The following is a 25,171-nucleotide window of genomic DNA, read 5'->3' as shown; positions in this document are numbered from 1 at the left end:
ATACCTGTGACCATTGTGGCAAATATGCAACATTTGTTGGACGGATAAGGCAGGCTTCGCCACTATGCCCTTGGCCGTCGGCCACCTGGCACTGGTTCCAAGGGGGATTGAATTCATGGCTTTGAGAAACGGGCGCGGCACCACCTCAAACGTACAGACAATCTTCAAGGCGACGGGTTATTCGATCACGGTCCTGGCGGCCGTGGCCCTCTTCGGAACGACAGGCACCCTGTCTCCCGCCCTGGCGCAGGCCAGCAAGGCCCCTCCCAAGGCGAAGCTCAAGCCGGTGGCCAAGGCCGCCCCGGCCGATCCGACGGATCGCATGGCCGACGAACTCAATGCCAAGTGGCAACAGCAGAATGGCGCGTTCGCCGGCTTCAATGCCGCAGCGCCTGCCTCCGGCGTGGTGCCGGCAGCCTTCTCGGCCGGCCCGGCGGCCGCCCCCGGCAAAGGCGGCAACGAATGGGGCGACAAGCTGGTCTCGCGCGCCATGAACTATCTCGGCACCCCCTATCGCTACGGCGGCATCTCGCCGGCGACGGGCTTCGACTGCAGCGGCTTCGTCTACTACCTCTACGGCGCGGTCTTCGGACAGCGGATCCCGCGCATGCCGCACGAGATGGTGCGCGAGGCCACGCCGGTCGCGCGCAGCGACCTGCAGAAGGGCGACCTCGTGATGTTCGGCTATCGCGGCACCATCACCCATGTCGGCATCTACAGCGGCAACAACCATTTCGTGCACGCCACGCATCGCGGCTCGCCGGTCATGGTGACGTCGCTCGACGCCGATTACTACAACACCCGCTATCTGAAGGCGGTCCGGCTCGCGCCGCAGTAGCGGCGACCCGCATCGCCGTATCGCCAACCGGTACGGCCGAGTGACGCCGACCTCTCCGCCCGGCAATAATGACGCCGGAAAGAACGGAGAAGAAGAATGCCGGCGTCGTACGAAAACCACCGCAAGCAACTCGAACTGATCCTTGAGGCCTGGGGCATGCCCAAGGCGACGGCGGCCGGCACCGCCGAGATCATGAGCTGGGCCGACCTGCACGGCATCGACACGCACGGCATCTCGATGGTGCCGCCCTATGACGAGCGCCGGCTCGGCAACAAGCTCAACGTAACCGCCGAGCCGAAGGTCGTGAAGGAAACGCCGGTGTCGGTGCTGATCGACGGCGGCGGCGGCCTCGGCCATCCCGCCGGACGGCGCGCCATGGAAATCGCCATCGAGAAGGCGAAGAAGACCGGCATCGGCGTGGCGGCGGTGCGCAACTCGGGCCACTTCGGCGCCTGCGGCTTCTATGTCCTGCAGGCGGTCGGCGCCGGCTTCATCGGCCTGGCGACGACCTCGGCGAGCGGCATCCAGGTCGCGCCGACCAATGGCGCGCAGGCCCGCCTCGGTACCGACCCGATCGCCTTCGCCGCGCCGGCCAAGCCGGGCGAGCCGTTCCTGCTCGACATGGCGACCACGACCGTCGCCGCCGGCAAGATCCGCAACAAGGCGAACGAGAAACTGCAAACGCCGCCGGGCTGGCTGGTGACGAGGGACGGGCTGCCCAGCACCGACCCGCACGAGGTCAGCAAGGGCGGCTTCATGACACCGCTCGGCGGCACGCCGGAAGGCAGCAGCCACAAGGGCTACGGCCTCGGCGCCATGGTCAACATCCTGAGTTCGGCGCTGTCGGGCGGCGTGATGGTGACCGACCCGACGCGCAACACGCGGCCGGGCCCGATCGACATCGGCCACTTCTTTCTCGCGATGGATCCCGGCATGTTCCGCGACACGGCGGACTTCCAGGCCGACGTCGCCGCCTTCTGCGATACCTTGCGCGCGACGCGGCCGGCCGATCCGGCCAAGCCCGTTCAGGTGGCGGGCGATCCCGAGCGCCGCACCGCCGCCGCCCGCCTGAAGACGGGCATTCCCGTCGGTCCCAACCTGCTCGCCAAGGTCAAGGAGATCGCCCTGGCCTCTGGCGCGGAGTGGATCATGGAGGGCTGACGGTCCTCTCCATGCCCAGCTCCTGGCGACCCTCTCCGGCGCGGCTGCTGCCCGCCAATCCCGCGCTGTACGACGGACCGCAGCTTTCGTTCTGGGTGGCGATCGCCTGGCTCGGCGCGATCACCGTGCGTTCCTGCATCCATCTGCTGGCGCCGGACGGCGGCGCCCAATCGATCGCCACGATCGATGTCACGACGGTGGCCGGCGGCTCGAACATCGTCGCGCTCTTCGGCCAGTGGGGCGCAATCCAGCTCCTTCTCGCCCTGCTGCTCTGGGTGCTGCTGCTGCGCTGGCGCGGGACGGTGCCCCTCGCGCTGCTGGTCTTCGCGCTCGAGCCCGTGCTTCGTGGCCTGGCCGGACACCTCAAGCCGGTGACGACGATGGGGACGGCCCCGGGCGCTGCACTCAACTGGCTCGTGCTGCCGGTCATGGCATTCTTCTTCTACCTGTCGCTCTGCCCGGCGCGTCGCTGACCGCTCCCTTCACCGGCTCGGCCAGAGCGTGACCTCACCCGTGGGCTTGAACTGGACTCCGTACGAGGCGCCGTTGAGGCACACGGCCGTCAGCACGACGTCGTATCCGACCTGTCGCGGAGCCTCGATCCTGTGGATGCCGCTGCAGGGAGCCCGATCCCTGACCAAGGCTTCCATCAGGACCGTCTTCAATCGAGGCATCAGACTTCGGTCATCGGGCGGTGGAACGCCGAATACGGCGACGAGCTGCGCCGCCATCCAGCCCGGCGCCGCGTACAGGGCCACGCCAACGAGTCCTATCAAGAGGACCATGAGAATTCCGACGAGCTTTCCCAAATCTGCTCCCTCGGGACGGCGCCCCGCTCCTGTCCAGTCTGCGCCGGACATCTTCCGGAACCCTTAGCAGATTGAGATCGCCTCCGGCGTGGATTGGATCATGGAGCGCTGACGGCCCTCACGACTGTACCGATTCAACCAAGCGCCGCCCGCTTCCGTGCGGGGCGCAGCGTCGCGGTCGGCTCTTCAAGCAGCGCCTGCTCCTGGAGCGCCTTGAGACGCGCCGAGAGCTTCTCGCCCTCGACGAGGTTGTGCTGTTCGGACAGCTGTCCCGCCAGCTCGACATCGCCGGCCCTGATCGCATCGACGATGGGCCGATGCTGATCGAGCTTCAGGATTTGCGCCTCGGGATCGAAGGCATCGCTGGAGCGGATCAGCATCCGGACCTGCTGTTCGATGAGCGCATATTGCGCGGCAAGACGGCCATGATCGGCCAGCTTGATGATCGTGTGATGCAGGCCGAAATCCGCCTCCGCGATCCGGTCGACATCTCCACGCTCGCACTCCCTGACGAGCCGGTCCATCGCCCCGTCCAGGCGCTCGATCTTTGCCGGCGTGATCGTCGAGGCCACGAGTCGGCCCGCCAGCCGCTCGACAGCCGAGCGCAGCGTGTACAGCTCCCACACGTCGTGGGCAGACAGGGAGATGACCGTCCACCCCGTATAGGGGACAAGCGTCAGCAGCCCTTCCTTGGCGAGCTGATGCAGGGCCGTCCGCACCGTCGCCCGGGACAGGTTCATCTGCTGGGAAATCTGGATCTCCGTCACGCGTTCGCCCGCCGCGATGGAGCCCGAGACGATGGCATCGCGCAGGGCATCGGTGGCCTGCACTTCGATCGGCATCTTGATAACGCGGGGAATCTTAAGGTTGGCCAAGGCCGGCTCCCGTCAAAATCAGCAATCGCTGAACCATAGCGCAAAACGGCAAGAAAGGCGATTGTCGACAATCGCCCTTTTATGTTATGATTATCACGTTGGTGCGGGGAGTTGGCGATGGCGTTCAAGGAATATGGCGCGTACGACGCGATGGGGCTGGCGGAGCTGGTGCGATCGCGCCAGGTCAGCGCCGGCGAACTGCTCGACGAGGCCGTGGCGCGGACCGATCGCGTCGACCCGTCCATCAATGCCGTCGTCGTGCGGCATGAGGACTTTGCCCGCCGCCAGATCCAGGCCGGCCTCCCCGCCGGACCGTTCACGGGCGTGCCGTTCCTGCTGAAGGACCTCGACCTCCTCGACGGCACGCGCACGACTTTCGGCTGCAGCATCTACAAGGACTATGTCGCCGATCACAGCGGCACGCTCGCCAGCCGCTATCTCGCCGCCGGCCTCACCATCTTCGGCAAGAGCGCGACGCCGGAGTTCGGCCAGATGGTCACCACCGAATGCCGGCTGCACGGGCCGACGCGCAATCCGTGGAACCTGGATCATTCCCCCGGTGGGTCGTCCGGCGGCGCGGCGGCGGCGGTCGCAGCCCGCATTCTTCCGGTGGCCCATGCCACCGATGGCGGCGGCTCGATCCGGGTACCGGCGTCGGCCTGCGGCGTGTTCGGGCTGAAGCCGACGCGCGCCCGCAATCCGGTCGGCCCCGACAAGGCAGAAGGCTGGGGCAGCTTCTCCTGCGGCCATGTGGTCAGCATCAGCGTGCGCGACAGCGCGGCAATGCTCGACGCCACGCACGGCGCCGAACCGACCAGCCCCTATTATGCGCCGCAGCCCGAGCGGCCGTTCCTTGAGGAAGTCGGGCGCGATCCCGGCCGCCTGCGCGTCTTCTTCACCGACAAGACGCCTTATGGCGAGGCCATCGACCCGGAGGTCGCGGCGGCCGTACGAGACACTGCCCGCCTGCTCGAAGGTCTTGGCCACCATGTCGAGGAACGGGCGCCGACACTCGCGGTCGAGCCGTCGGTGGTCGCGCCCGTGGTCATCTCGGCCAATACCGCGGTGACGGTGAGAGCCGCCGAGCAACTGTTCGGCCGCGCGATGAACCGCGACGACTTCGAGACCTACACGATCGCCAACGTCGAAACCGCGCGCAAGAACAGCGCAGCGGACTACGTCCTCGGCCAGCACAATGCGTTCCTGGTCTCGCGCAGCCTCGCGAGCTTCTTCGAAGCCTGCGACATCTTCCTGTCGCCGACGCTTTGCCTGCCGCCGGTGCGGCTCGGCGAGATCGATACCAACGCCGACGATCTCAGCCACATCCGGCCGCTGCTGAAGCGCTACGTCCCAGGCACGAGCATGTTCAACATGAGCGGCCAGCCGTCGATGTCGGTGCCGCTGGCCTGGAGCGCGGCCGGACTTCCGCTCGGCATGATGTTCACGGCGCGCTTCGGTGACGAGGCGGTGCTGTTCCGGCTCGCGGCGCAACTGGAGGCGGAACGGCCGTGGAAGAACCGCCTGCCGCCAACCTGTGCTTAGCGAAGAGGGTCAGCGCCGATGCACCTGACGTTCCGGCAGGTCAACTACTTCGTTGCCATTGCTGAGGCGGGATCGGTGTCGCGGGCGGCCACGCGCCTCAATATCTCCCAATCGACCATCACCGAGAGCCTGCGCGCTCTCGAGGCCGAGACGGGCGCGACGCTTTTCGAGCGGAGTTCGAAGGGCGTGACGCTGACCTATCGGGGCCATCAGTTCCTCGAGCATTCCCGACGTATCCTGGCGACCGTCGCCGACGCCGGCCGGATTCTTCGCCCCGGCCCGGAAGCCGTATCAGGCTCGCTCAAGCTGGGTGTGACCAGCCTTGTCTCGGGCTACTTCCTGGCCGATCTCCTGGCGCGATTCCGGCGCGTCTTCCCAGACATTCTCGTCAACGTCGTGGAAGAGGACCGCGACACGATCGAGGATCAGCTCGTTCGCGGTGAACTCGATGTGGCGCTAATGCTGGTCTCCAACCTGGTGAACCAGTACGACCTGCAGTTCGAGACGCTGGCGCGTTCGCGCAATCATGTCTGGCTGCGCGGCGGCCACCCTCTTCTGGCGCAGGATCATGTCGAGCTGGCTGCGCTGGAGAAGGAGCCGTTGATCGGGCTCTCGATCGACGAGATGCCGCGCTCGGTCGAGACCCTCTGGACCTGCAGGCTCACGAAGCCGGCCTTTTCCCTGATCACCTCCTCGGTCGAGGCCGTGCGCAGCCTGGTTGCGACGGGCGCCGGCGTGGCCATCATGCCGGACATGACCTACCGGTCCTGGTCGCTCGAAGCCGATCGCGTCGAAGCCCGGCCGATCAAGGGCATCGAATCCACCATCGATGTCGGCATGGCGTGGCGGCGTGATGCAGAGCTGTCCGAGCCCACACAGATCTTCCTGCAACTCTGTCGCGAGTCGAGAAGCGATCAGACCCTGGATCGTCGGTAAAACGATCGTTCACTTCACGTTGCGCCACATCGGTGGGCGGGACCGGACGGGATCGTGCAGTGACGGCGGCCCTTCAGTCGAACAGCGTGGCATCGGACAGGCGCCTCTTGATCGCATCGGCGACATAGAGCGCGAGCGCCTGGAGGGTCGATGTCGGATTCACGCCACCCGACGTGACCCAGATGCTGCCGTCGACGATGAACAGGTTCTTCACGTCGTGAGCGCGTCCCCACTCGTTGACCACCGAACGCTCCGGATCAGCCCCCATGCGGGCCGTGCCCATCAGGTGCCAGCCGCCATTGAGTATCGGCGCCTCGCCCCCGACGTTCCGGGCGCCGGCCGCCTCCAGGATATCCTTCGACCGCGCCACGCCGTGCATCATCATCTTCCGGGTATTGTCGCCGAGCGCGTACTCGATCCGCGGCGCGGGTATGCCGTTGCCGTCCGTGAGTTCGGGATCGAGCGTGACGCGGTTGTTCTCGTCGGGCAGGTCTTCGCAGATCACGGAGATGCCGAGGCGCCGGTTCAGGATGGTCCGGTACACGTCATGATGCGCGTCGCCCCATGGCAGGAAGCCGCGCGCGGTGTTGGCAATCGCATCGACGATCGTGCCGGCGCCGCGGAAAAGCTGAAGCGTATAGCCGCGCACGAAGCCGCGGCCGGCATCGGTCTCGTAGAATTCCTGGCTCCACAGCGACAGCGGCGGGCCGCGATTGCCGTCGAGCGGTTCGTCGACGTAGCCGTAGGTGTGAGCCGAAGGATGAAGCATCAGGTTCCGGCCGACCATCCCGCTGGAATTGGCCATCCCGCCGGGGAAACGGCCCGACAGCGAATTGAGCAGCAGGCGCGGCGTGCCGACGCCGTTGCAGGCCAGGACCACCATTTCGGCCGGCTGGAAATGCTCTCTTCCGTCGGCGTCGTAATAGATCGCGCCACTCGCCAGGCCGTCGGAACCCACGGTGATCTCGCGCACGCGGCTGCGGGTGCGCAACTCGACACCGGCGCGGATCGCCTGCGGCCAATAGGTGATGTCGGTGCTGGACTTGGCGCCCTGGGCGCAGCCCGGCGTGCAGTGGCCGAGATTGATGCAGGGTGCGCGGCCGTCATACGCCACGGTCGCGATGGCCGCGTCGGAGGGCCACCAGTGCCAACCGAGCTTGTTCAGGGCCCTGGCAAACCGCTCTCCCGTCCTGCCGAGCGGCAGAGGCGGCATCTGCATCTCGTGGGCCGGATAGGCGGGATCGCCGGAGAGGCCGGCAACGCCGGTCATCCTGTCGTTCTCGGCAAAGAACGGTTCGAGTGTCGCGTAGTCGACCGGCCAATCGTCGGCCACACCGTCCAAGGTCCGCACCCGGAAATCCGAGGGATGCAGGCGCGGGAAATGCGCTGTGTACATGATCGTGCCGCCGCCGACGCCGTTGAAGTTCACGATCTGCACCGGCGACGTGCCGTTGTTGATCGGATAATCGGCGATGCCCGCGCGGCGATTGGGATTGGTCGCGAAGTCGCCAAACATCCGCGCTTCCCAATCCCGGCCATTGGTCGGGTAGTCGGTCGGCCTGACCCAGTCGCCCTGCTCCAAGCAGAGGATGCGCATCCTGGTGTCGGCGAGACTCCAGGCCACCGCCGCTCCGGATGCACCGGCACCGATGATCAGGACATCGACCTTGTCGTGCATCGGTTGCGCGGACGTTCGCTACTTTTTCGTGATTCCCCAGAACACCGTGACGGGCGGAAGGGGCGTCGGCACGTTGATGTTATCGCGGACGGCGCGCAGGCCGAACCATTCCCCCAGCGGGACGTGCGTGACGACTTCCATGGCACGGACCTGCACCGCCTCTGCCGCCGCCTTCTTCTCGGCCGGCGTCGTTGCCTTCGCGTAGGCGTCGCGCAGCTTCTCCAGTTCGGGGTCGCAAGGCCAGCCCGACTGGGCCTTCTCACACGTCGCGACCAGGTTGAGCGTCATCAGCGGATCGAGGATGTCGACCTGCGAGTAGGCCGTCCCGTAGGCATTCCAGCCACCTTCCGACGGCGGCCCCCTCTTGGTGTTGATGCGGCCGATCAGGCTCTGCCAGTCCATCGCCTGAACGTCGACCTTGAAGCCGGCCTTCTCGAGTTGCGACTTTGCGACGGGCGCGATCTGCTTCAGCACGGCGAAATCGGTTGGCTGCGGCATCACCACGGGCGTGCCGTCGTAACCCGCTTCCTTGAGGAGCTCCTTCGCCTTGGCGATGTTGCCTTCGACCAGCCCCTGCGTGCCGGCATCCGAGGCCAGCGGCGACTCGCAGGTGAACAGGGCCTTGCAGGTCCGGTAGAAGCGCTTGTCGCCGATGCTCGCCTCGAGGAAGTCGGGCTGGCTCAGCGCATAGGCGGCCGCACGGCGGATCTTCACGTTGTTGAAAGGCGGTTGCAGCCAGTTCGGCCGGAAGGTGTACTGGTACGGAACCGGACTCTTCACGACCTTGACGCCCTTGGCCTTCTCCAGGATCGGCAGATGGTCGGCGCTGACGACTTCGAGCAGGTCGACCTCGCCGTTCATCAGGGCGTTGATCTGCGTCTCGGCGTCGGGCATGGCGATCCACTCGACCCGATCCACGCCCGCAACCTTGCCGCCGGCCAGGCCGGAGACCGGCTCCGCGCGCGGCCTGTACTTGGGGTTCTTCACGAAGACCATCTTCTCACCGGGCTTCCATTCGTCCCGCTTGAGCAGGAAGGGACCGGAGCCGATCGAGGAGTCCATCTGCTTGAACGGGTCGGTTTCCGCGACGCGCTTGGGCATCATGAAGGGAACGATGACGGAGGGCTTGCCCAGCGCTTCCAGCATCGGGCCGAACTTCTCCTTGAGCACGATCTGGAATGTTCTGGCATCCACGATCCTGTACTCGGACAGGTAGCTCGCGAGCTTCTGCCCCATCGGATCGCGGACCGACCAGCGCTTGAGCGACGCCACGCAGTCTTCCGCGGTGACCGGCGCACCGTCGTGCCACTCGAGCCCGTCACGCAACGTGAACGTCCACGTCAGTCCATCGTCGCTGGTCTTGTAGGTATCGACCATCTGCGGCTTGATCTGGAACTGGCCGTCGACCGCGAACAGCGTATCGTAGATCATGTAGGCGTAGTTGCGCGTGATGTATCCGCTGCTCCAGACCGGATCGATGATCTTCACGTCCGACTGCATCACCACCCGGAGCACGGACTCTGCCGAGGCGACTACAGGTGACAGCACCGTCGCAACCGATACGACCGAAGCAACGAACCAGCGACGCATGCCTGTCTCCAGAGAAATGGATTACAGGATCATGATAGGCAGGCCGAACATCCCGTCGGAAATACAAAAATCCCGCATGGCCTCATCGAGAAAACCGAGAGCCCACGCCACTTCCCGCTCGCGCCACGCAACCAGCGACAATCGGTTTTGCCGATACGGCGGGACCTGAACTTTGAATTTCCGGCACAGGTCTCCTTGGCCGATGGTGCGCCGGCGTGTGCAATGGCTCCTGAAAAACATCGCCAATCGAATCGCCTCTCCCCGATCGCCCTGCCGATGATGCCGCGGCTCGACGGTCGCGACGCCGAGGCACTGACCCTGCATCATTTCGGAATCTCCGGCAGCGCCATCGAGCTGGGCGGCGAGCGCACCCAGAATTTCCGTATTCGCACCTCCGGCACGACCGACTTCATCCTGAAGGTTTCGGCGCCGCAGGAGGATATCGACGTCGTCATGCTCGAGAGTGCCGCCCTTCTCCACATCGAACGGACGGCGCCCGCGATCGTCGCCCCACGTGTCGCCACGGCGCTCAACGGGCAGGAAAGCATCTATCTGGGGCCGCATGACGGACGCCATCTGCGCCTGCTGAGCTACGTGCAGGGCACGCCATTGTCGATGGTCGAAACGCCGTCGGCCGAACTCCGCCGCGCCATTGGCCGCGCCGTCGCCGATCTGGATGCGGCGCTGCGGAGCTTCGACCATCCCTTCTCGCACCAGCGCGATCTGATCTGGGACATCAAGAACATCGGCCGCGTGAAGACCTTCTTCGAGCTCATCGATCCGGAGCGGCGGCCGCTCGTCGAGATCATGATGCGGCGTTTCGAGAGGCTGGCCGCGCCGCACATGACCAGCCTCCCGGCGCAAACCGTCCACAGCGACATGAACGGCCAGAACATCCTGGTGGCACCGGGTCGCAACGACAGAATCGTCGGCTTCCTCGACTTCGGCGACCTGGTCCATGCCCCGCGCCTCGTGGACCTTGCGGGCGTTGCGCTCCTCCAGATCGGCCAGACCGGCGACGACCTGCAGGCCATCGTCGACGTTGTGCATGCCTATGACGGCGCCACGCGCCTGACCCCTCTCGAAGTCCGCCTGCTGCCGGAACTCATGATCGCGCGCTGCATCATCAACGTCGCCGTCACCGAAAGCCTGGCCGCCTGTCAGCCCGCTAACCGGCCCTACATCATGAAGAACAATCCCGCCTCCTGGGCACGGCTCGACTGGCTGCACACGCTGCCGGTCGACGCCCTCCCGGAGGCGATCAACCTCCGGAGCGAAGATCGAGCGCCATGACCAGCAGCATCAGCGTTCCCGTGATGATCAATGCGTTTGACGCGAAGGACGCCGGGAAGCTCGATGCCCGTACCCGCGGGCTGGTCGAACGCCGCCAGCGGGTGCTGGGCCAGCCCTATCGCATGTTCTACGAAGAGCCCGTGCACTTCGTCCGGGCGAATGGTGTGCATCTCTACGATGCCGACGGAAATGCCTATCTCGACGCCTACAACAACGTTCCCTGTGTCGGCCATTGTCACCCACGCGTGGTCGAGGCGATCGCCGAGCAGGCCGCGCGGCTCAGCACCCACACGAGGTATCTCGACGAGAGCATCCTCGCCTACGCCGAGCGGCTGCTCCCGTATTTCCCCAGCGAAACGAACCGGCTGATGCTGACCTGTACCGGCAGCGAAGCCAACGACCTCGCTCTTCGCGTTGCCCGGACCCACACCGAAGGAACCGGGTTCATCGTCACTTCCAACGCCTATCACGGCATCTCGCACGCCGTGGCGGCCCTCTCACCCTCTCTCGGCAAGCATGTGCCCGTGGGATCCGACGTACGGCTCGTCGCGCCGCCCGATCCGGCTTTGGCGGGATCGCCGGAGGCAGTCGGCGCTTTCTTCGAACGACAGGTGCGGACCGCGATCGCCGACATGCGCCGCCACGGAATCAAGCCGGCGGCGCTGCTGGTCGACACCATCTTCTCGAGCGATGGCGTCTTCGCCGAACCGGCGGGCTTTCTCTCCGGCGCGGTCGCGGCCATCCGTGAAGCGGGCGGCCTCTTCATCGCCGACGAGGTGCAGGCGGGTTTCGCTCGGATGGGATCGCATATGTGGGGCTTCCAGCGACACGGCGTCGTGCCGGACCTCGTGACCATGGGCAAGCCGATGGGCAACGGCTATCCGATCGCCGGCGTCGTCGCCCGGGAAGCCGTTCTCGAGCGATTTGCGCGAGAGGCGCGATACTTCAATACGTTCGGCGGTAACCCTGTCGCCTGCGCGGCCGCGCTCGCTGTCCTCGACGTGCTGCGCGACGATTGTCTGATGGAAAACGCCCTTGCGACGGGGCGCCACATCAAGGCGGGTTTCGCCGCGCTCGCCGACCGCCACAGGTCGATCGGCGGCATTCGGGACCAAGGCCTCTTCTTTGGTCTCGACATCGTCGACGATGACGGCAATCCCGACCCGGAATCCGCCGGCGCGCTGGTCAACGGCATGCGCCAGCGCCGCGTGCTCATCAGCGCGTCCGGCCCGCTCGGCAACGTGCTCAAGATCAGGCCGCCGCTGCCCTTCTCGCTCGAGAACGCCGACGAACTTTTGAGCGCCTGCGACGCGGTACTGGGCGAGATCGCCTAGGTGGCAGCGCCCTCGCCGATCGCCTTGACGCTCAGCAGCGCGTCAATATCGGCGTCGCTGTAGCCGACTTCCGTCAGGACCTCCCGCGTATGCTGGCCGAGCGTGGGCGGCAGGCGACGGATGGCGGCCGGGCTTTCGGAGAAGCGCGCCGGCGGGCGGGCCTGCTGGATCGTCCCTTCCGTCGGGTGCTCCAGCTGCTGGAACAGGCCGACGGCCTTCAGATGCGGCTGCTCCTGGACCTCCTTCATCTTCGCGAACGAGGCATGGGGAACATCGATCTCGAGCAGCAGCGCCTCCCATTCCGCGGTGGTGCGCTCCAGCGCGATCTTGTTCATGCGCTTGTAGATCGCATCGATGTTGGCCGCCCGCTTGATCGGGTCGCGAACGGAGAACTCCTCGATGCATTCGGGATGGCCGACCGTTTCGAAGAAGGTGCACCAGTTCTCGCCCGAGTATGGGAGCATGGTGAGCCATCCGTCCTTGGTCTTCACCGGCCGGCGTTCCTTGACCCGCTTGTAGCCCGCGGGCCCGATCGGCGGGACGAAGGCGTGGCCGCCCAGCATCTCGATGCTGTTGAACGCCGCGACCGTCTCCAGCATCGGCACTTCGACCAGCTGCCCCTTGCCGGTGCGCTCGCGATAGACGAGTGCGGCGGCCACGGCGCCGGCGAGCGCCAGTCCGCAGAGCTTGTCGCCGACCAGGCTCGGCACGAAGGCCGGCTCGTCGTCCGTGCCGATGGAAGAGGCCAGGCCGGACGCCGCCTGGACGATCTCGTCGAAGGCCGGCCGCTTGGCCCAAGGCCCATCCTGGCCGAATCCGGTGGCGGCTGCGTAGATGATCTTGGGATTGAGGGCCTTGCAGGCCTCGTAGCCGAAGCCGAGCCGTTCCAGGGCGGCCGGCCGGATGTTCGTCACGAGCGCATCCGCCCGGGCGATCAGGCGGCGAAGCACCTCGGCGCCGCCTGGCGTCTTCAGGTCGACCGCCACGCTGCGTTTGTTGCGGTTGGCGGCCATGAACTGCCCGCTCATGCCCCGGTTCCGGAACTGGCCGGTATAGCGCCACTGGTCGCCGGTCAGCCCCTCGACCTTGATGAGCTCGGCGCCCCAGTCGCCCAGCGTCTGGGCGCCGAAGGGGCCGAAGAGGACGGTCGTCAGGTCGAGAATTCGGATGCCGGCGAGCGGCCCGGTCGGCTCGGTCATTGCAATTCCTGCGGAAGGTCGGTGCGACCTCTCAGATAGACAAGCGCGCGCACCAGCGAAAGTGCGGCCAGCCGATCATCGAAATGCAATGACTGCAGGGGTCCCTTTGACGCATCAGACAGGACCGCATCAAACCGGGTGCGTCGGGCCCGAGGTCAGGCGCCGCATGTGGCGGCGCATGCCGTGATAGTCGTTGATGGCATTGTGCATCGTACGCCGGTTGTCCCAGATCGTGATCGTGCCGGGCTTCCAGTGGACGCGGCAGGTGAACTCGGGCCGGGTCGCGTGCGCCTGCAGCCAGTCGATCATCGGCTTGCTCTCCTCCGGCGTCATGCCCTCGAAGGCGATGGTGTGCCCGATGCTGCAATAGAGCGCCTTCTGGCCGGTCTCGTCGATCGTGCGCACGATCGGATGCACCGCCTCGTAGGAATCGGCGTCGTCGGTGCCGGTGATCTTCATGCCGCCGACCACCGAATGGTGCGCCTTACGGCCGCCGAGATGCTTGAGGCCGGCGCTGTTCACCCCCTTGAGCGTGCCAAGCATCTCCTTCAGGCGATCCGACAGGCTCTCGTAGGCCGCGACCGTGTCGCAGTAGAGCGTATCGCCGCCCCGTGCCGGCGTCTCCAACGCATAGAGCAGGGTCGCAAGCGGCGGGGTCTCCACGTAGGTCGTGTCGGAATGCCAGCCGCCGCCGAAATTGCGCTTCTCGGACGGCTCCTTGACGATGTCGAACAGGAACGGAAAGTCATCCATGCCCTTCACGAAGGGATAGTGGTTGGGCTCGCCGAAGCGCGCGCCCACGTCCATCATGTCCTGAGGCGACAGCTCCTGGTCGCGGATCGCGATCACCTTATAGTCGAGGAACGCCTGGTGGACCTGTGCCCAGTCATGGTTGTCCATGGTGCGCAGGTCGACACCCGTCACCTCGGCGCCGAGGGAGCCTGCGATCGGCGTCACGGTGATGCTGCTGCTGGCCATGCGATCGCTCCTGATGGTCCACTTGTCCTATTGGGAGGCAATTAAAGACCCTGACCGCCGGTGACGGCAATCGCCCCACCTGGCAGGTTCCGCGTCGCGAGCCCCGGCACATAGCCGGCAGCCTGTCTCGCCGGGTAAACTGACGGGCAAAATCGACTGGATACGGGATGAAAAAAGACAGCAGCACCTTCTGGAAGAAGTCGCGGGTGGAACTCCGGGCCGCCGGCTTCGAGCCCGACAAGACGGCGCAGACCAGCGCCGTGGTCACGATCGCCAGCGCCTACACCAATGCCCATCGCTGCAACAACCGGGTGCGTACGATCGGCGACCTGCTGGTGGAATTGCTGGCCGAGCGCGGCGGGAACGGGCTGATCGTCGGGGCGCCGGCCGTGTCCGATGCACTGACGCAAGGCACGCCAACCGCAGGCTACAGCCTGGTGTCGCGCGACGTCGTGGCCGACTGCTTCGAGATCGGCCACTACGCCCATCACGGCGATGCGATGATCGTGATCTCGGGCTGCGACAAGACCGGCGCGGCCGCCCTGATGCCGCTCGCCCGCACCAACGCCTTCGGTCTCGTCCTCTATCCCGGCACCAGTTCGCCCGGCCGCGTGTCGTTCGGCGCTTGGGCCGCCAAGGGCAACAACCTCACCATCATGGACTATGTCGAAGGCCGCGCCGCCAACGAGGCCGGCCGCATCTCCGGCGAGGAGCTGCTCGAACTGGAGAGCAACGTCATGCCGGGCAGCGGCACCTGCGGCGCGATGTTCACCGCCAACACGATGAGCACGATCGCCGAGGCGATCGGCATGATGCTGCCGCGCGGCGCCTCGCATCCGGCCGATTACAGGGCCGGCAGTGACATCCATGCGGACGTGCGCGCGCAGGCCAAGGCGTCGGTCGACGCGACCTATCGGCTGATGGAGGCCGGCATCCGCCCGCGCGACATCATGACGGAGAAGGCGTTCGAGAACGCCATCGCCACCGTTTATGCGATGGGCGGCTCGACCAACATGTATCTTCACCTGCTGGCCATCGCGCGCGAAGCGCAGGTGCCGATCACCATCGAGCGCATCCAGCAGGTCGGCGAGAGGGTGCCGCTGATCTGCAATCTGCAGCCGCACGGCCCCTATGCGATGGTGAGCCTGCACGAGATCGGCGGCGTGCCCGTCGTGATGAAGGAACTGCTGCGCCACGGCTTCCTCCATGGCGACGTGATGACCGTGACCGGCAAGACGCTCGCGGAGAATCTCGCCTCGGTCCCTACCCTTGAGGAGATCGGCCCGCAGGACATCGTCCTGCCGGTGTCGAAGCCCGCGGCGCCTGCGAACAACCATATCAGCGTGCTGAAGGGCAACCTGGCGCCGGAGAGCTGCCTGCTGAAGCTCAGCGGCAAGACCCTGGAGAAGGGCGAGTTCCGCGGCACCGCGCGCGTGTTCGAGTCCGAGGCCGACACGATGAAGGCGATCCGCGCCGGCGAGATCGTCCCTGGCAACGTCGTCGTCGTGCGCAACGTCGGTCCCGTGGGCGGGCCCGGCATGCCCGAGATGGTGATGCTCACCATCCAGCTTCAGGGCCGCGGGCTGGGCGAGGACGTGGCGCTGATCACAGACGGCCGCTTCTCGGGCGTCAGCCACGGCATCCTGATCGGGCACATCTCGCCGGAGGCGGCACGCGGCGGCCCGATCGCGGCGGTACGCGACGGCGACACGATCGTCATCGATCCCAATGCGCGGACGCTGAACCTCGAAGTCTCCGACGAAGAACTGGCCCGCCGCATGGCCGGCCGGCGGCCGCCCGACCCGGCCGACCGGCCGCGCCCGGGCTCCGTGCACGACAAGTACACGCGCCTGGTCTCGTCGGCCCATTACGGCTGCGTCGTCTAGCTCGCCAGGAACTCGTTCCACTTCTCGGTGTAGTATTCGAGGTTCTTCGGCCGCGTGTTCCAGACGAACACGCGCTCGGCGCGGTCGGCCAGCGAGCCGCCGTCGCGGCCGACACCGCCATAGACCTCCTTCACAAGCTTGGGATCGAGGTACTTCTCGTAATTGTCCACCGTCGAGAAGTAGCCGATCTCCGACTGGCGTGCGCCGGGATAGCCTTCCATCCAGTAGTTGAGCCATTCGTAGCAGGCGTCGAGGTTCTTGGTACCGGCGGCGATGCCATAGCCGTTGCACCAGGCGCGATAGCCTTCCTTGGCCACGGCGTAGTGCACGGGAATGCCCTTGCTCGCGACCTCGACCACCACCGGCCACCAGGCATCGGCGATCCAGACCTCCTCGGAGGCCATGAGGTTCACCAGCTCGCCATAGGCCTTCCACATGGCCCGGAAGTGCCCTTCCTTCTTCTTCTCCTTGAGGAAGGCCACGACCGTGTCGACTTCCTTCTCGGTCATGTTGCTGATGTCGACCGGATTGAGCAGGCCGAGTGCGCGCATGCCCATCGCGGCGTTCAGCATGCCCAGCCAGTCGATGCCGAACATCGCGACCTTGCCGCGCCATTTGGGATTGAACAGCTCGCCCCAGGACAGGGTGTTGTTCTCGGCCGGGATCTTGCCGGCGTTGTAGCCGATACTGTCCATCTGGAAGAACATCGGCGCGAACGACACCTTGGTGCGCGCTTCGTCGAGATACATCATGCGGCCCGGATTGGCGCCGAAGCCCAGCGGCGCCGTCGGCGTCGCGCGGCCGTCCTTCAGGAGCGGATGGAGCTTCGACCAGTTCGGCAGACGGGAGATGTCGATCGGCTGCAGCAGCTTCTCGCCGTTGGCAAAGGCCGCGAACGGCGCGTCGAGCAGCACGCAGTCGACGGGCGCGGTGCGCAGGCGATCGACCCTCACCTGGGTCGAGGGATTGACGAAGGGCCGCGGCGTGATGCCGGTGCGCTTGGAGAATTCGCCGAGGATGGCCTCGCGCATGTCGTAGCTGGCGCCCGCCAGGTTGATCTGCTTGGCCTGGGCGAAGGCCTGGCGCCCGAGAGCGGGGGCGGCAAGGGCCGAGGCGCCGGCCGCGGCCAGCAAGTGACGACGTCTGATCGACATGGCGTGTCTCCTTTTTCCTACAACTGTCAGGACCTCCGAACGGCCGTCGATCGCCGCATCGCCCAGAAGGCGACGGTGAAGAGCGTGATGGCGATCAGCGAAAAGAACGTCGTGGCGGTGCCGACGGCGTAGATCTCCGGGGTGAGCTGGCGGTCGAGCTGCGCCATGACGGCGAGCGGCAAGGTGAGTTCCGGCCCCGTCGTGAACATGCTGCGCGCATACTCGTCGTAGGACAGCGAGAAGCCGAACAGTCCCGCACCGATCACGCCGGGCAGCACGAGCGGCAGGGTGATGCGCCGGAACGCGGTCAGCCGCGACGCGCCGAGCGTCAGCGCCGCCTCCTCGATCCTTGCGTCGAAGCGGTTGAAGACGGCGAGCATGGTCAGGAAGCCGAACGGCAGGGTCCACGAGACCTGGACCAGGAAGGTCGTGGTGTCCCAGGACAGCTCGACGCCGAGCAGCCGCATCATGATGGCGAAGCCGAAGCCCACCAGGATGCCGGGCGCCATGAGGCCGAGCAGCATCAGGTAGAAGAACCAGCCATTGCCCCGGAAGCGCCCGCGCATCGCCTGGGCGGCCATCACCGACAGCACGATGGTCGTCGCCGAGCAGGCGATTGCCAGCAGGGTCGAGCGCAGGAGCGGCGGCTTGAAGTCGTTCATGACGCTGGCGCGCCACAGCTCCTCGTACCAGTGGAACGACGTGCCGTTCATCGGGAAGGTCGTGCCGCCGGTCGGGCCGCTGAACGACAGCAGCGCCAGGGTGAAGATCGGCAGCCACTGATAGGCAAGGAATACCAGAGTGAGCGTTCCCAGGACCCATCCGGTGAGGCGAAGTCCCAGCTTCCCGCCCATGTTCCTGCCCACGGGTTCAGGCCCCCAGCCGTCTTATGTCGACGACGCGCAGCGCCACCACGACGCCGGCCAGCATGCACAGCATCAGCAGCACGGCGACCACCGAGGCGGCGCGGATCTGGGAGCCTTCGTAGAACAGCAGGACGAGGTTGGAGAGCAGCGCGTGCTTGTTGCCGCCGATCGTGGCGACGGTCGCGAAGTCCGACATCACGTTGAGGAAGACCAGGACCTGACCGATCACCACCCCCGGCAGGGTGAGTGGAAAGACGATGCGGCGGAACACCACGAAGGGCGGCGCCTTCAGGGTCATCGCCGCCTCGCGGAGCTGCGGCGGGATCGAGTTCAGCATGTAGACGACCGGGCCCGCCGCCATCATCGTGTAGAGCGACACCTGCGCCATGGTGATGCCGGTGTGGGAATAGAGGAACGCCTCGATCGGCGACTGGGTCGCGCCGGCGAACATCAGGGTCTGGTTGATCACGCCGTTGACGCCGAGGAACGGCACCCAGGCGATCGCGCGGATCAGGGTGCTTGTCCAGAACGGGATGATGAAGGCGAGGAACAGCGCCAGCCGCCAGCCCGGGCTGCGCACCTTCATCACCAGGAAGTAGGCGATGCAGTAGCCCAGCACGCCGGTCAGCACCATCAAGGTGGCGGTGTGGACGATCGTGCCCAGCACCAGCTTGAGATAGGTCTGGTTGGCGAAGAAGCGGGCGTAATTGTCGAAGGTGAGCGGGCTCGCCGTCGAGAAGGCCCGGCCACCCCAGAACGACACCCAGACCAGCAGCACGATCGGCACCACCACGACCGCCAGCATCCAGGCCGCGGCCGGCAGCGCCAGCCAGTAGCCGGCGGCGGAGCGCGGCCGGATGGTGCTCACGCGCCCGCTCTCCCGTGGAGCACGGTCGACTCGATCGCCCAGCCGAGCGTCACCCGCTGCCCCGGCACGATGCGGGCCGCGTGCGCGCCGAACTGGTCGTATTTCAGCACCTCGCCGTCCGACCGTTCGAGGATATGCCGGCGCACCGAGCCGAAATATTCGACGGCCGTACAGGTGGCGGTCAGGCGATTGACGTGACGGTCGGAGAGCTGGTCGGTGATCTGCTCGGCCCGCACGGAGAAGGAGACTTCGGTGCCCGGCGGCACCGGCGGCGCGCCGAGGGCCCGCGGTGCCAGAAAGGTGCCGGTTCCGGTCTCGATGCAGAACGCATCGGCCAGCACCTCGCCCATCCGGCCGCGAAAGACGTTGTTGCCCTGCACGAAACCCGCGACGAAGGCGGTCGCCGGGCGCAGCAGGATGTCCTCCGGTGCGCCCTGCTGCTCGATCCGGGCGTGGTTCATGACCACGACGAGGTCGCCCAGCGAGAAGGCCTCGTTCTGGTCGTGCGTCACCCAGATGAAGGAGATGCCCGTACGCTGCTGCAGGAGCTTGAGCTCGAGCATCACCGTCTCGCGCAGGGAGTAGTCGAGCGCGCCGATCGGCTCGTCGAGCAGCAGGATGCGCGGCTCCGTGATCATCGCGCGGGCGAGCGCCACGCGCTGGCGCTGGCCGCCGGACAGGCTGGCGGGCTTGCGATCGGCCAAGGCCGCGATCTCGAACGATGTCAGGATCTGCTGCACCCGCTGGGCGATCTCGACCTTGGGCCGCTGCAGCATCTCGAGGCCGAAGCCCACCTGCCTGGCCACGGTCATGTGCGGGAACAGCGCGAAGTCCTGGAACATCATGGCGATGTCGCGCTTCCAGGGTGGATCCTGGGTTACCTCCTTGCCGCCGATCAGGATGCCGCCATCGTCGGGCTCCTCGAGGCCCGCGATGCAGCGCAAGGTCGTCGTCTTGCCGCAGCCCGACGGGCCCAGCAGGCAGACGAACTGGCCCTTGCCGACCTTCAGCGAAACGTCGTCGACCGCGGTAAAGCTGCCATAACGCTTGCGGATGTTGCGCAGCTCAAGGTCGAGTTGCGCCCTTGCCGGTCCCTGCGCCGTACCGGCCTTCGCCGGCGGTGAGGCCGCAAGGGCGTCCACGGTCATGCCGCCGCGGCGGCGAGCTTGGCCCGGCTTCGCATCAGCGGCTGGATGCGCTGCCCGAACTGTTCGATGCCGATGATGAAATCGTCGAAAGTCAGCATCACGCCGGCCAGCCCGTCGATCTCGGCCATCTCGTCGAGCAGGCGCGCGATCGTGGCGTAGGAGCCGATCAGGCGCGAGCCGTTGTTGGGCAGGGGCTCGCGACGGCGGATGCGGCCGGCGGTCGAATTGGCGGCGGCGAACTTGTCGGACGCCGCCTGGTCGGAGCGCCAGCCGATGGCGTCGAGATCGACACCCGCCTTGTAATGCTCCCACTTGGCCATCGCGGCTTCGTCGGTCTCGTCGGCGATGATCATGGTGAGGGCCAGCGCCTTCACGTCGCGGCCCGCGGCGGCGCAGGCGGCCTTGAGCCGGCCGACTGCATCGGCGCAGTCGCGCGGGTCGTTGGCCTCGCCCTGGCCGCTGCAGAAATTGTAGGTGCAGTGCTCGGCCGCGAATTTCATGCCGGCGTCGCTGGTGCCGGCCGAGATCAGCTTGATCGGTCGCGACGGAAGCGGCGACAGCCGGCAGTCGTTCATCGTGAAATAGTTGCCCTTGAAGTCGGACTGGCCCTTCTCCCAGAGTTCCTTCATCACCGTCACGTACTCTGTGACCATCTCGTAGCGATGCTTGAAGTGCTCCTCGCCCGGCCACAGTCCCATCTGGTCGTACTCGGCCTTCTGCCAGCCGGTGACCAGATTCACGCCGAAGCGTCCCTTCGAGATGCTGTCGATCGTCACCGCCATGCGCGCGGTGATCGCGGGCGGCAGGGTGAGTACGGCGACCGTCGCGATGAGGTCGATGCGCGTCGTCACCGCGGCGAGACCTGCCATCAGTGTGAAGGATTCGAGGTTGTCGTCCCAGTAGCGCGATTTCCCGCCGAAGCCGCGCAGCTTGATCATCGACATGGCGAAGTCGAAGCCGTAGCGCTCGGCGCGCTGCACGACCTCACGGTTGAGGTCGAAGCTCGGCGTGTATTGCGGCGAGGTCGACGAGATCAGCCAACCGTTGTTGCCGATGGGAATGAAGACGCCGATTTCCATCCTGCACCTGCCTTTGATGCCGGACAGGCAGCAAGCGTCATGCCATTGGCGCGCATCGCGGAATCGTGCGGAAAAGCCTCCGCAGCGCCCGTTCAGGCGCGGCGCTTTGCTCCGATTGAAGCAGTCTGCCCTTCTTCTCCCGCCATCTCAGCACGATGGCAGGCAACGTCATGGTCACCCGCAACAGGTTGCAGCTTCGGTGTCGATTGCCGACAGGCCGGTTCGGCGATCGGGCAGCGGTCGAAAAACGAACAACCGGGGAGGATGAGGCGCGGGTTCGGCGGATCGCCGCGAACCAGCGACGGCCCCGATGCGCGGCGCCCGGTCAGTCGCGGCGCCGCCGCCAGCAAGGTGCGGGTGTAGGGATGCGTCGGCTGGCCGAACACGGTCTTCGCCGTGCCCAGCTCGACGATGCGGCCGAGATACATGATCGCCACACGGTCGGACAGGCGCTCGACCACCGACAGGTCGTGCGAAATGAAGAGATAGGTGAGCGAGAATCGCTCTCGCAGTTCCAGCAACAGGTTCAAGACCGTCGCCTGCACCGACATGTCGAGGCCGGAGGTCGGCTCGTCGAGGATCAGCACGCGCGGCTTCAGAAGAAGGACGCGCGCCAGCGCCAGTCTCCGAAGCTGGCCGCCGGAGAATTCGTGCGGATAGCGCCGCGCCGAGGTCGGGTCGAGCCCGACCGCCTGAAGCATCGCCGCGACCCGGTCGTGCCGCTCCGAAGCGTTCCGCACGCCGTGGATCTTGAGCCCCTCTTCCAGCGTCCGCCCGATGCTCCACCAGGGATCGAGCGCCGCGCCGGCATCCTGATGAGAGTATTGCACGATGCTGCGCGCCCGCCGCGCCGCCTCGGGCGCGAGACCGCTCACCCGGCGCCCCTCCAGCAGGATCTCGCCCTCGCTCTCGCGCTGCAGGCCGAGGATGGTGCGGCCGAGCGTCGTCTTCCCGCAGCCCGACTCGCCCACGAGCGACAGGATCTCGCCGCTGTGCAGGTCGAGGCTCACCTGCTTCACCGCCTGGACGGGCAGGATCGTGCGCTGCAGGAAGCCCTTGCGGCCACCCAGCCGCACCGACACGTCGCGCAGTGTCAGAAGCGGATCGGCGGTCATGCGAACTTCACGCAGCGGACCTCGGCGCCCGAACGGGCCTGTCCCTGGGGCGGCCGTCCCGTCAGGCAGAGCGCCTGCGCGTCGATGCAGCGTGGCGCGAACAGGCAACCCGGCGGACGCGCCAGCGGCGACGGCACCGAGCCCGGAATGCCGAGGAACGTCGTCGCCCGGTCGGGGTGACAGGCGAGCAGCGCGCGGGTGTAGGGATGCGACGGTGCATCGAGGATCGCCTGCACGGCCCCCGCCTCCACCGTCTGGCCGGCATAGATGACGCAGAGATCGTCGCACAGCTCGGCGACGACGCCGAAATCATGCGTCACGAACAGCAGCGAGATTCCGAACTCCGCCACCAGCTCGCGCAGCAGGAGCAGGATCTGGTGCTGGGTCGTGACGTCGAGCGCCGTGGTCGGCTCGTCGGCGATCACCAGGCCCGGCGCACAGGCCAGCGCCGCCGCGATCAGCAGGCGCTGGCGCTGCCCGCCCGAGAATTGATGCGGATAACGCTCCAGCGCCGTTTCCGGATCGGGCACCTGCATGCGCTTCAGCAGGCTCACCAGCCGCTCGACATGCGCCCGCCGGCGTGCCGCACCGCGCAATCCGTTGTCAGGCGCATGCCAGCGCATGATTTCGAGCATCTGGGCGCCGACCTTGAACACCGGATTGAGCGCGAGCAGCGGGTCCTGCGGAATGAAGCCGACGCGGCTGGAGCGCACGCCGTCGTTCAGCTCGGCTTCTGAGAAGGCCAGCAGGTTCTCGCCTTCGAACCAGATCTCGCCGGCATCGACCGTCGCCGCGCGCGGCAGGATACCCATGATCGACCGGATCAACGTGGACTTGCCGCAACCCGACTCGCCCACCACGCCCAGGATGCGGCCACGCTCCAGGGTGAGGCCGATATCGTCGAGGATCTCGGCATTGCCCTCGTCGGTGCGGATCGACACCTTGAGGCCGCGCACACTGAGGACCGGGATCATCGCGAGCGCCGGATGCGGGGATCGACGATGTCGCGCAACCCGTCGCCCAGGAGATTGAAGCCCATCACGGTGATCAGGATCGCGAGGCCCGGGAAGGTGGCGTACCACCAGGCGCGAGGCAGGTAGGTGCGGCTTTCGGCGATGGCGAGGCCCCAGTCCGGTGCCGGCGGCGTCGCGCCCATCCCGAGGAAACCCAGGACCGCCGCCACCAGGATCGTGAAGCCGAGGCCGATGGTGGCGCGTACGATGACCGGCGAAAGCGCGTTGGGCAGGATGTGCAGGAAGACGATGCGGCCGCTGCCGGCCCCGATGCCGCGCAGGGCGTCGACGAACAGGGACGCCGAGAGTCGCCGCGTCTCGGCATAGACGATGCGGGTGAAATACGGCCAGTAGGTGAGCGAGAGCGCCAGCATCGCGCTTTCGAGCGAAGGCGACATGAGCTGCGCCAGCGCGAGCGCCAGGACGAGCTGCGGGATCGCCAGTACCACGTCGGTGACCCTCATGATGCCTTCGGACACCCAGCCGCCGCGATAGCCCGCGATCAGGCCCAGCGGCACGCCGATCAGCATGGCGGTCGACACGACGGTGAGCGCGATCGAGAGCGCGCCGCGCGCACCCAGGATGACGCGGGAGAAGATGTCGCGGCCGAGATTGTCCGTGCCGAACGGGAAGGCGGCGCTGGGCGGCTTCAGCCGGCGCGTGAGATGCGAGGCCGCCGCATCCTCGGGGTACGGCGCCAGCATCGGCCCGAAGATCGCGATCACCAGCACGAAGAGCACGATGCCGAGCCCCAGCATCGCGGGCAGGTCGCGGCTGAGCTTGCGCAGGATCGGGCTCATCCCCGCTCCATCAGGCGGGGATCGAGGACGCCGTGCACCAGGTCGGTCAGGATGTTGACGGCGGCATAGACCACGCCCACCAGAAGCGTGACCGCGAGCATGACCTGGCGGTCGCCCGTCAGGATCGCCTGCACCGTGTAGCTGCCGATGCCCGGCCAGTCGAAGATCGATTCGACAACGACGCCTCCCGCGATCAGGCCGCCGAACAGCAGGCCGATCTGGGTCACGGTCGCCGTCACCGAGTTGCGCAGCACGTAAATCCAGTTGAGCCGCCACCGGCGATACCCCATGGCGCGTTCGTAGAAGACGAAGTCCTGCTGCATCGTGTCGAGCACACCGGCCCGCGTGAACCGCACGATGGTGGCGAGCCCGCCCAGCGACAGCGTCACCGCCGGCAGGACCAGATGGCGCAGGGCGTCGGCGACCACGTCGAAGCGGCCGGCGATCATCGCGTCGATCACCATGAAGCCGGTGATCCTCGGCGGTCGCGGTATCGTGGCGGAGATCTCGCCGCGCAGGGGCAGCCAGCCGAGCTCCATCGAAAAGAGAAGCTGCAGCATGATGGCGAACCAGAAGGCCGCCACGGCGATGCCCATCACCGAGAAGACACGCAGCAGGTAGTCCGGCCAGGCATTGTGCGAAAGCCCGGCGATGACCCCCAGCGGCACGCCGACGAAGACCGAGATCGCCAGCGCGCAGAAAGTGAGCATCAGGGTCGCCGGCAGGCGCTGGGCGATGTCAACGGCGACCGGCCGGCGCGAGAAGGCGCTCTCACCGAGGTCGAGCGTGGCGACCTTGCCCACATAGGAGACGAACTGCTCCCAGATCGGGCGGTTGAGGCCGTACTGCTGGCGCAAGCGCTCGATCTGTTCGGGCGTCGCGGCATCACCCGCCATCGCCACGGCCGGATCCGACGGCACCACGCGGATCAGCAGGAAGGTGACGACCAGCAACCCGAGCAGCGACGGCAGCACGAGCAGGCAGCGCCGGACGACGAAACGCAGCATGC

The 25,171-nt window shown here is 66.6% G+C and carries 24 protein-coding genes; 8 read left to right on the top strand and 16 right to left on the bottom strand.

Annotated elements, in window-relative coordinates; all coding sequences use genetic code 11:
* Window positions 1-115 precede the first annotated feature (115 nt).
* From EPO41_RS02680 to EPO41_RS02670, 3 genes are all read left to right on the top strand, one after another.
* Entirely contained in the window at window positions 116-838 is a 723-nt protein-coding gene (locus tag EPO41_RS02680; protein WP_296319983.1) for a C40 family peptidase, read from the top strand.
* A 96-nt stretch (window positions 839-934) separates the two neighbouring features.
* Window positions 935-1,999, top strand: a complete 1,065-nt coding sequence (locus tag EPO41_RS02675; RefSeq protein WP_296319979.1) for an Ldh family oxidoreductase — start codon at window positions 935-937, stop codon at window positions 1,997-1,999.
* Between the two features lie 11 nt (window positions 2,000-2,010).
* Window positions 2,011-2,472 carry a hypothetical protein gene (locus EPO41_RS02670; protein WP_296319977.1) on the top strand — a complete coding sequence of 154 codons (462 nt, stop codon included), beginning with the start codon at window positions 2,011-2,013 and terminating at the stop codon, window positions 2,470-2,472.
* A gap of 9 nt (window positions 2,473-2,481) precedes the next feature.
* Here the strand turns inward: EPO41_RS02670 and EPO41_RS02665 are convergent, their stop codons facing one another.
* Window positions 2,482-2,757: a hypothetical protein gene (locus EPO41_RS02665; RefSeq protein WP_296319974.1), complete on the bottom strand. Its 276-nt coding sequence runs from the start codon at window positions 2,755-2,757 to the stop codon at window positions 2,482-2,484.
* Between the two features lie 185 nt (window positions 2,758-2,942).
* Window positions 2,943-3,683 (bottom strand): GntR family transcriptional regulator, encoded by a 741-nt coding sequence (locus EPO41_RS02660; RefSeq protein WP_296319972.1) that lies wholly within the window; start codon window positions 3,681-3,683, stop codon window positions 2,943-2,945.
* Window positions 3,684-3,800: 117 nt separating this feature from the next.
* Between EPO41_RS02660 and EPO41_RS02655 the strand changes: the two genes are divergently transcribed.
* Together EPO41_RS02655 and EPO41_RS02650 are read left to right on the top strand one after the other, a co-directional pair.
* Window positions 3,801-5,225 carry an amidase gene (locus EPO41_RS02655; RefSeq protein ID WP_296319969.1) on the top strand — a complete coding sequence of 475 codons (1,425 nt, stop codon included), beginning with the start codon at window positions 3,801-3,803 and terminating at the stop codon, window positions 5,223-5,225.
* An 18-nt stretch (window positions 5,226-5,243) separates the two neighbouring features.
* Window positions 5,244-6,161, top strand: coding sequence for a LysR family transcriptional regulator (locus tag EPO41_RS02650; protein WP_296319967.1), 918 nt, complete (start codon window positions 5,244-5,246; stop codon window positions 6,159-6,161).
* A 73-nt stretch (window positions 6,162-6,234) separates the two neighbouring features.
* Here EPO41_RS02650 and EPO41_RS02645 read toward each other — a convergent pair whose 3' ends face one another.
* The 3 genes from EPO41_RS02645 to EPO41_RS02635 are packed head-to-tail and all read right to left on the bottom strand — an operon-like array spanning window position 6,235 to window position 9,675.
* A complete protein-coding gene (locus EPO41_RS02645; protein ID WP_296319965.1) occupies window positions 6,235-7,839 on the bottom strand; it encodes a GMC family oxidoreductase in 1,605 nt (534 codons plus the stop codon).
* Window positions 7,840-7,857: 18 nt separating this feature from the next.
* A complete protein-coding gene (locus tag EPO41_RS02640) occupies window positions 7,858-9,429 on the bottom strand; it encodes an ABC transporter substrate-binding protein (RefSeq protein WP_296319961.1) in 1,572 nt (523 codons plus the stop codon).
* Between the two features lie 21 nt (window positions 9,430-9,450).
* Complete coding sequence (locus tag EPO41_RS02635; protein ID WP_296319958.1) at window positions 9,451-9,675, bottom strand: hypothetical protein; 225 nt, start codon at window positions 9,673-9,675, stop codon at window positions 9,451-9,453.
* Window positions 9,676-9,705: 30 nt separating this feature from the next.
* On the opposite strand from EPO41_RS02635, the gene EPO41_RS02630 reads away from it, so the two are divergent.
* On the top strand, window positions 9,706-10,722 hold the full coding sequence (locus EPO41_RS02630) for a phosphotransferase (protein ID WP_296319955.1): 1,017 nt from the start codon (window positions 9,706-9,708) through the stop codon (window positions 10,720-10,722).
* A complete protein-coding gene (locus tag EPO41_RS02625) occupies window positions 10,719-12,056 on the top strand; it encodes an aspartate aminotransferase family protein (RefSeq protein WP_296319953.1) in 1,338 nt (445 codons plus the stop codon). Before EPO41_RS02630 ends, EPO41_RS02625 begins: the two co-directional genes overlap by 4 nt.
* Here the strand turns inward: EPO41_RS02625 and EPO41_RS02620 are convergent.
* Window positions 12,053-13,255, bottom strand: coding sequence for a CoA transferase (locus tag EPO41_RS02620; RefSeq protein WP_296319950.1), 1,203 nt, complete (start codon window positions 13,253-13,255; stop codon window positions 12,053-12,055). The genes EPO41_RS02625 and EPO41_RS02620 overlap by 4 nt on opposite strands.
* A 129-nt stretch (window positions 13,256-13,384) precedes the next feature.
* The gene (locus EPO41_RS02615) at window positions 13,385-14,233 is read right to left on the bottom strand and encodes a TauD/TfdA family dioxygenase (RefSeq protein WP_296319946.1); all 849 of its coding nucleotides are present in this window, start codon (window positions 14,231-14,233) and stop codon (window positions 13,385-13,387) included.
* A 167-nt stretch (window positions 14,234-14,400) separates the two neighbouring features.
* Here EPO41_RS02615 and EPO41_RS02610 point away from each other — a divergent pair, with 167 nt between their 5' ends.
* Window positions 14,401-16,119: a dihydroxy-acid dehydratase gene (locus EPO41_RS02610; protein ID WP_296319944.1), complete on the top strand. Its 1,719-nt coding sequence runs from the start codon at window positions 14,401-14,403 to the stop codon at window positions 16,117-16,119.
* On the opposite strand, the gene EPO41_RS02605 is transcribed toward EPO41_RS02610, so the two are convergent.
* The 9 genes from EPO41_RS02605 to EPO41_RS02565 all read right to left on the bottom strand — a co-directional run bounded on the left by EPO41_RS02605 (window position 16,116) and on the right by EPO41_RS02565 (window position 25,169).
* Window positions 16,116-17,273 (bottom strand): extracellular solute-binding protein, encoded by a 1,158-nt coding sequence (locus EPO41_RS02605; RefSeq protein ID WP_296319941.1) that lies wholly within the window; start codon window positions 17,271-17,273, stop codon window positions 16,116-16,118. The genes EPO41_RS02610 and EPO41_RS02605 overlap by 4 nt on opposite strands.
* Window positions 17,274-17,299: 26 nt before the next feature.
* Window positions 17,300-18,127 carry an ABC transporter permease gene (locus tag EPO41_RS02600; protein WP_296319937.1) on the bottom strand — a complete coding sequence of 276 codons (828 nt, stop codon included), beginning with the start codon at window positions 18,125-18,127 and terminating at the stop codon, window positions 17,300-17,302.
* Window positions 18,128-18,143: 16 nt separating this feature from the next.
* Entirely contained in the window at window positions 18,144-19,007 is an 864-nt protein-coding gene (locus EPO41_RS02595) for an ABC transporter permease (RefSeq protein WP_296319935.1), read from the bottom strand.
* On the bottom strand, window positions 19,004-20,155 hold the full coding sequence (locus EPO41_RS02590) for an ABC transporter ATP-binding protein (RefSeq protein WP_296319931.1): 1,152 nt from the start codon (window positions 20,153-20,155) through the stop codon (window positions 19,004-19,006). Before EPO41_RS02590 ends, EPO41_RS02595 begins: the two co-directional genes overlap by 4 nt.
* Window positions 20,152-21,234 carry a pyrimidine utilization protein A gene (gene rutA / locus EPO41_RS02585; protein ID WP_296319928.1) on the bottom strand — a complete coding sequence of 361 codons (1,083 nt, stop codon included), beginning with the start codon at window positions 21,232-21,234 and terminating at the stop codon, window positions 20,152-20,154. Before rutA ends, EPO41_RS02590 begins: the two co-directional genes overlap by 4 nt.
* Window positions 21,235-21,326: 92 nt before the next feature.
* On the bottom strand, window positions 21,327-22,349 hold the full coding sequence (locus EPO41_RS02580) for an ABC transporter ATP-binding protein (protein ID WP_296319926.1): 1,023 nt from the start codon (window positions 22,347-22,349) through the stop codon (window positions 21,327-21,329).
* Window positions 22,346-23,323, bottom strand: a complete 978-nt coding sequence (locus tag EPO41_RS02575) for an ABC transporter ATP-binding protein (RefSeq protein WP_296319922.1) — start codon at window positions 23,321-23,323, stop codon at window positions 22,346-22,348. Before EPO41_RS02575 ends, EPO41_RS02580 begins: the two co-directional genes overlap by 4 nt.
* Window positions 23,320-24,162 carry an ABC transporter permease gene (locus tag EPO41_RS02570; RefSeq protein ID WP_296319918.1) on the bottom strand — a complete coding sequence of 281 codons (843 nt, stop codon included), beginning with the start codon at window positions 24,160-24,162 and terminating at the stop codon, window positions 23,320-23,322. The genes EPO41_RS02575 and EPO41_RS02570 overlap by 4 nt, the downstream gene beginning before the upstream one ends.
* A complete protein-coding gene (locus EPO41_RS02565) occupies window positions 24,159-25,169 on the bottom strand; it encodes an ABC transporter permease (protein ID WP_296319916.1) in 1,011 nt (336 codons plus the stop codon). Before EPO41_RS02565 ends, EPO41_RS02570 begins: the two co-directional genes overlap by 4 nt.
* Window positions 25,170-25,171 lie beyond the last annotated feature (2 nt).

It is taken from the genome of Reyranella sp., from assembly GCF_004297265.1.
Taxonomy (GTDB): domain Bacteria; phylum Pseudomonadota; class Alphaproteobacteria; order Reyranellales; family Reyranellaceae; genus Reyranella.
The sequence above is the reverse complement of the archived record's forward strand: the minus strand, read 5'-3'. Positions and strand labels throughout refer to the sequence as shown.

What these genes read in the sequence shown, in the direction of transcription:
- EPO41_RS02640 (WP_296319961.1), bottom strand. Translation starts at nt 9,429, where the DNA reads ATGCGTCGCTGGTTCGTTGCTTCGGTCGTATCGGTTGCGACGGTGCTG.
- EPO41_RS02650 (WP_296319967.1), top strand. Translation starts at nt 5,244, where the DNA reads ATGCACCTGACGTTCCGGCAGGTCAACTACTTCGTTGCCATTGCTGAG.
- EPO41_RS02605 (WP_296319941.1), bottom strand. Translation starts at nt 17,273, where the DNA reads ATGTCGATCAGACGTCGTCACTTGCTGGCCGCGGCCGGCGCCTCGGCC.
- EPO41_RS02655 (WP_296319969.1), top strand. Translation starts at nt 3,801, where the DNA reads ATGGCGTTCAAGGAATATGGCGCGTACGACGCGATGGGGCTGGCGGAG.
- EPO41_RS02680 (WP_296319983.1), top strand. Translation starts at nt 116, where the DNA reads ATGGCTTTGAGAAACGGGCGCGGCACCACCTCAAACGTACAGACAATC.
- EPO41_RS02630 (WP_296319955.1), top strand. Translation starts at nt 9,706, where the DNA reads ATGATGCCGCGGCTCGACGGTCGCGACGCCGAGGCACTGACCCTGCAT.
- EPO41_RS02615 (WP_296319946.1), bottom strand. Translation starts at nt 14,233, where the DNA reads ATGGCCAGCAGCAGCATCACCGTGACGCCGATCGCAGGCTCCCTCGGC.
- EPO41_RS02625 (WP_296319953.1), top strand. Translation starts at nt 10,719, where the DNA reads ATGACCAGCAGCATCAGCGTTCCCGTGATGATCAATGCGTTTGACGCG.
- rutA (WP_296319928.1), bottom strand. Translation starts at nt 21,234, where the DNA reads ATGGAAATCGGCGTCTTCATTCCCATCGGCAACAACGGTTGGCTGATC.
- EPO41_RS02610 (WP_296319944.1), top strand. Translation starts at nt 14,401, where the DNA reads ATGAAAAAAGACAGCAGCACCTTCTGGAAGAAGTCGCGGGTGGAACTC.
- EPO41_RS02565 (WP_296319916.1), bottom strand. Translation starts at nt 25,169, where the DNA reads ATGCTGCGTTTCGTCGTCCGGCGCTGCCTGCTCGTGCTGCCGTCGCTG.
- EPO41_RS02590 (WP_296319931.1), bottom strand. Translation starts at nt 20,155, where the DNA reads ATGACCGTGGACGCCCTTGCGGCCTCACCGCCGGCGAAGGCCGGTACG.
- EPO41_RS02580 (WP_296319926.1), bottom strand. Translation starts at nt 22,349, where the DNA reads ATGACCGCCGATCCGCTTCTGACACTGCGCGACGTGTCGGTGCGGCTG.
- EPO41_RS02675 (WP_296319979.1), top strand. Translation starts at nt 935, where the DNA reads ATGCCGGCGTCGTACGAAAACCACCGCAAGCAACTCGAACTGATCCTT.
- EPO41_RS02600 (WP_296319937.1), bottom strand. Translation starts at nt 18,127, where the DNA reads ATGGGCGGGAAGCTGGGACTTCGCCTCACCGGATGGGTCCTGGGAACG.
- EPO41_RS02670 (WP_296319977.1), top strand. Translation starts at nt 2,011, where the DNA reads ATGCCCAGCTCCTGGCGACCCTCTCCGGCGCGGCTGCTGCCCGCCAAT.
- EPO41_RS02620 (WP_296319950.1), bottom strand. Translation starts at nt 13,255, where the DNA reads ATGACCGAGCCGACCGGGCCGCTCGCCGGCATCCGAATTCTCGACCTG.
- EPO41_RS02645 (WP_296319965.1), bottom strand. Translation starts at nt 7,839, where the DNA reads ATGCACGACAAGGTCGATGTCCTGATCATCGGTGCCGGTGCATCCGGA.
- EPO41_RS02570 (WP_296319918.1), bottom strand. Translation starts at nt 24,162, where the DNA reads ATGAGCCCGATCCTGCGCAAGCTCAGCCGCGACCTGCCCGCGATGCTG.
- EPO41_RS02575 (WP_296319922.1), bottom strand. Translation starts at nt 23,323, where the DNA reads ATGATCCCGGTCCTCAGTGTGCGCGGCCTCAAGGTGTCGATCCGCACC.